General features: G+C 43.3%; 4 protein-coding genes. 3 read left to right on the top strand and 1 reads right to left on the bottom strand.

The window, feature by feature from the left end:
- The first annotated feature begins 397 nt into the window (after nucleotides 1-397).
- From menB to IM509_RS18390, 3 genes are all read left to right on the top strand, one after another.
- The gene (gene menB / locus IM509_RS18400) at nucleotides 398-1,231 is read left to right on the top strand and encodes a 1,4-dihydroxy-2-naphthoyl-CoA synthase (RefSeq protein ID WP_043999569.1); all 834 of its coding nucleotides are present in this window, start codon (nucleotides 398-400) and stop codon (nucleotides 1,229-1,231) included.
- Between the two features lie 240 nt (nucleotides 1,232-1,471).
- A complete protein-coding gene (gene rbp, locus IM509_RS18395) occupies nucleotides 1,472-1,774 on the top strand; it encodes an RNA-binding regulator (RefSeq protein WP_002759510.1) in 303 nt (100 codons plus the stop codon).
- Between the two features lie 279 nt (nucleotides 1,775-2,053).
- The gene (locus IM509_RS18390; protein ID WP_185238100.1) at nucleotides 2,054-3,139 is read left to right on the top strand and encodes a glycosyltransferase family 4 protein; all 1,086 of its coding nucleotides are present in this window, start codon (nucleotides 2,054-2,056) and stop codon (nucleotides 3,137-3,139) included.
- 28 nt (nucleotides 3,140-3,167) lie between these two features.
- Here the strand turns inward: IM509_RS18390 and IM509_RS18385 are convergent, their stop codons facing one another.
- Complete coding sequence (locus tag IM509_RS18385; RefSeq protein WP_185238099.1) at nucleotides 3,168-3,938, bottom strand: FkbM family methyltransferase; 771 nt, start codon at nucleotides 3,936-3,938, stop codon at nucleotides 3,168-3,170.
- Between the last annotated feature and the right edge of the window lie 340 nt (nucleotides 3,939-4,278).

The raw sequence follows: 4,278 nt of genomic DNA, 5'->3' as shown, positions 1-4,278 counted from the left end.
ATCCTTATCTGGTAAGAGATTTAATTGATTAGTTCGCTCTAGATCAAAAACAATTGACAAAAATGGCCAAATGCTTTTCTACATAAGGGTTCCATCCCTTATATCCCCCGTCCATTGCATAACACAAACCGAAGAGCCATTATAACCAGCTACTTATTTTGAATAAATAAGTAGTCATGCAAAATTAATTACCTGCCCGATCGAGCTAAAACCCTTACGGGGCAATGATCGTCATGTGTAAATAATTTTGCCTAGGTACTTACCCAGAAAACATCAAGAAGGGAATCAGCTTTAAACCTTGTCCGTCAACTATCCATTCCCCTATTCTGGCGCTCCAGGCTTCAAAGTGGGGGACAAAATGAGGTAAGGTAAAAAAGCTGTGCCGATAACCGAGACTATGACCGTTGAATGGCAATCCGTAAAAACCTACGAGGATATTCTTTACCATAAATGGGGGGGAATCGCCAAAATCACTATAAATCGCCCCCATAAGCGTAATGCCTTCCGTCCGAAGACAGTTTTTGAGCTTTACGACGCTTTCTGTGATGCTCGCGAGGATGCCCGCATTGGGGTAGTATTGCTCACGGGTGCAGGTCCCCACAGCGACGGCAAATATGCTTTTTGTTCCGGCGGCGATCAGACGGTGCGCGGTCAGGCGGGTTATATTGGCGATGATGGCGTACCCCGGCTCAATGTGCTGGATTTACAGAAATTAATTCGCTCCATCCCCAAGGTAGTTATCGCGCTGGTGGCAGGTTATGCGGTCGGGGGCGGTCATGTTTTACACTTGGTTTGTGATTTAACCTTAGCAGCGGATAACGCCATTTTTGGCCAGACCGGTCCGAAAGTGGGCAGTTTTGACGGCGGTTTCGGCTCTAGTTATCTAGCCCGGGTGGTCGGTCAGAAAAAGGCTCGCGAGATTTGGTTTCTCTGTCGGCAGTATAACGCCCAACAAGCTTTAGAAATGGGTTTGGTTAACCATGTCGTCCCGGTGGAGGAATTAGAGCGGGAAGGGATTAAATGGTCCTTAGAAATTCTCGAAAAAAGTCCCTTGGCGATTCGCTGCCTAAAATCGGCTTTTAATGCTGATTGTGATGGTCAAGCGGGTTTACAGGAGTTAGCGGGCAATGCCACTTTACTCTACTATATGACCGCCGAAGGAGCCGAAGGTAAACAGGCTTTCCTCGAAAAACGTCCCCCCGATTTTAGTCAATATCCTTGGCTACCCTAATCAGTTATCGGTGAACAGTAATCAGTGAAAAGAAAGCAGAAAACCGCCTTGTAATACTGCTCACTTAATACTCCCTACTCCTACTGATCACCGATCACTGATCAGCTATGCTAGTTTAGAGAGAGTAGTTAGGTTCGGTAGCAGCATTGGTTTCAAACAGAAGTGGTTTTTCCCTGATGGCCTTGACTGGGTTGTGTCCGATCTCCTTCTCGAAATGGCTGTGATATTGGGAGACAATCCATGACGATTTACGTTGGTAATCTGGTTTATGACGTCACGACAGATGACTTGAAAGAGGTATTCGCTGAATACGGCACAGTTAGTCGCGTTTACTTGCCCGTAGATCGGGAAACGGGTAAAATGCGCGGTTTTGGTTTTGTGGAAATGTCCTCCGATGAGGAAGAAGCAAAAGCGATCGAAACTCTTGACGGGGCCGAATGGATGGGACGACAGATGAAAGTCAATAAAGCTCGTCCCAAAGAAGATAATTTTGGCGGTGGTGGCCGCGGTGAGCGCAAAAATTTCGGTCGCCGCGAACGTTAAAGAGATTCTTGGAAAATTGCAGAAGCGGTTATTTTTGATAACCGCTTTCCTATGGATAATTAATCAATCTGCGTTTGTTTTCTAACATCCTAATACTCCATAGGGACATTTCATCGTTTTGACGAAAAAAGCTAACGGACGCGAGGATATCCGTTCGTCCATAGATTTTGAGAATGTTATCAGGGAAAATCAAGATTTGATTCGCACCCACTCCCGCCTACCTTATTTGTTCTAATTTTCCCATCATCATCCAACCGCTGCCATAAACTTTGACAAAAAATGAAGATAGCAATCATCACAGCAACTCCCCAAAATGTCAAGCGCGGAAGTGGTACCTTCGTCACCAATATCCATCTGACTAACGAGTTGCGCTCCCAGGGTCATGTGGTTGATGTCTTCTCGCCGGCCAAAGCATCGGGGCCGTTAGGCTATATGGCTCATCGTTTTCTTTGGAATTGGCAACTCGATCCCCGTCGCTTTGACCACTATGATGTGGTGGTGGGTTACGATATGGATGGTTACGCCATCAGCGATCGCCTGAAAGTCCCTTTTATTGTTTATATTCACGGTATTATTGCCGATGAAGCTACCTTTGAGGGGGGTTGGGTGCGAACTTCCTTAGAATTGATGGCAAAGGCCGAGAAAGTGAGCGTCCATCGCGCTGATCTGGTCATCTCTACCAGTGAGTATTCGCGTACTAGACTCAAGCAACTTTATCAGTACGATGGCAATATCGAAATTGTTCACTCTCTAATTGATCTCAAAGGTTGGGATGCAGCGGTCGCCTCGGTCAAGTATGAGGAAAGAAACCGCGAGCAGAGGAGGCCGACGGTGTTTTGTGTCGGTGTCCAGTATCCCCGCAAAAATGTTGCCACTTTGATCCGCGCCGCCGCAATTCTCCGCCGTCAAATACCCGATGTAGAGGTAAGAATTGCCAGCAAAGGTCCTGAATGGAATAATTTACGCCGTCTGGCACAAGAACTCAATTTAGAGCAAAATGTTACTTTTCTCGGCTATCTTTCCTATCAAGAACTGATCCAAGAATATCTTGATTGTCAAGTTTTTTGTTTACCTAGTCTGCAAGAAGGATTTGGTATAGTTTTTGCTGAAGCTATGGCCAGTTATAAACCGATTGTCGCCAGTCGTTCCTCCTCGACACCGGAGTTGATTGAAGATGGTGTACAAGGTCTATTAGCCAACCCCTTAGATGCCGAAGATTTAGCCAGTAAATTAGCGGAAGTGCTTCTCAATCCAGAAAAAGCTCGTTCCTTAGGGAAGGCAGGTAGAGCGAAAGTTTCAGAATTTGATGCGCCGATTGTTGCCCAACGTTTCAGTCAGTTATTAACCAATTTTCTGGAAAAATAGATTAACCTTGACAATAAAAATTTAACCCCTAACGCACAGCGTATAAATGGAAAATATCCACGAATGTCGAAGGTAGCAAGTCTCTTTTTTCTAGTTGAATTTTGAAGCCATTATCTGCCAGCATTTGGCTTATTTGTTTTAAGCGCCCCTTTTGATCGTGAATTTCAGCCACTATTTGCTTAATTTTTGGCCAGTCTTTAGCTTCGATGCTTTCAAATACTTCGTATTCTTCTCCTTCCACATCAATTTTCAGTAAATCGATGGAGTCAATACCGAGTTCATTAATTACGGAAGATAGAGTTCTTACTTCACAGGCTACTTGTTCTTTTTCTTGGAAAAACTCTTCAAACAAATTTTCTATTTTTTGGGAATTCTGATCGACTTGAATATCTTCTAATTCAGCCAAGGTATCCTCTGGCTTTGTGGTTGAATTAGCAGACATATTGGGATAAAAAGTAAAGATTTTTGCTGGGTTATTTTCCGAACTTAATCCACAGTTAAATAAAACAACATCCTCTAAAGAATGCAAATGAATATTTTTTTGCAAAACCTCAAAAGTTGGCTTGATTGGCTCAAAGGCGAAAACTTTTGCTGTTGGTTCAACTCCCTTGACAAAAATAGAGAATAGACCAATGTTGGCTCCAACATCAAAGATCACATCGCCTTCTTTGATGACGATATCATGCCCTTCATATTGCCTTTCAGTAAATATTTCCGAAAAAATGTATTCTGTTTCCTCTTTGCTACTACTGTAGTAACATTCTAATCCATTAGAAAAAGTAATCTTTTTGGCAATCACCGTTGATGTATGTATAGTTGCGATCTGGGACAAAATTATATTAACACCATGAATGGCTCCCCGTCAAGAATGAGGTAACAAGCCTCCCTTTCCAGGGGATAGCTAAAAGCTTTGATGTGCCTAGTTTCTAACCTTCTTTTTAGGTAGGAGAATTGTCAGATTCTGTCTTTTGCCTCTTGCCTTCAAAAGCTGATAACTGAGGCTCTTCGGGAATTGTTATGCAAATAATTAACTTAAAATAAAATTCGATGAGAGCGCCTACGCTCAAAAGTAGCTGAAATCCATACAGGGAAGGACTTAAGGCACAAACAGGTTAATACCAAAAGATAGACAATTGAGT

The organism is Microcystis sp. M31BS1 (genome assembly GCF_020245285.1).
In the GTDB taxonomy this organism is placed as follows: domain Bacteria; phylum Cyanobacteriota; class Cyanobacteriia; order Cyanobacteriales; family Microcystaceae; genus Microcystis; species Microcystis panniformis.
Note: the sequence above shows the minus strand (reverse complement) of the source record. Positions and strands in the feature narration are given on the sequence as shown.

Coding starts and splice junctions, on each gene's coding strand:
- menB (WP_043999569.1), top strand. CDS start 398: ATGACCGTTGAATGGCAATCCGTAAAAACCTACGAGGATATTCTTTAC.
- rbp (WP_002759510.1), top strand. CDS start 1,472: ATGACGATTTACGTTGGTAATCTGGTTTATGACGTCACGACAGATGAC.
- IM509_RS18390 (WP_185238100.1), top strand. CDS start 2,054: ATGAAGATAGCAATCATCACAGCAACTCCCCAAAATGTCAAGCGCGGA.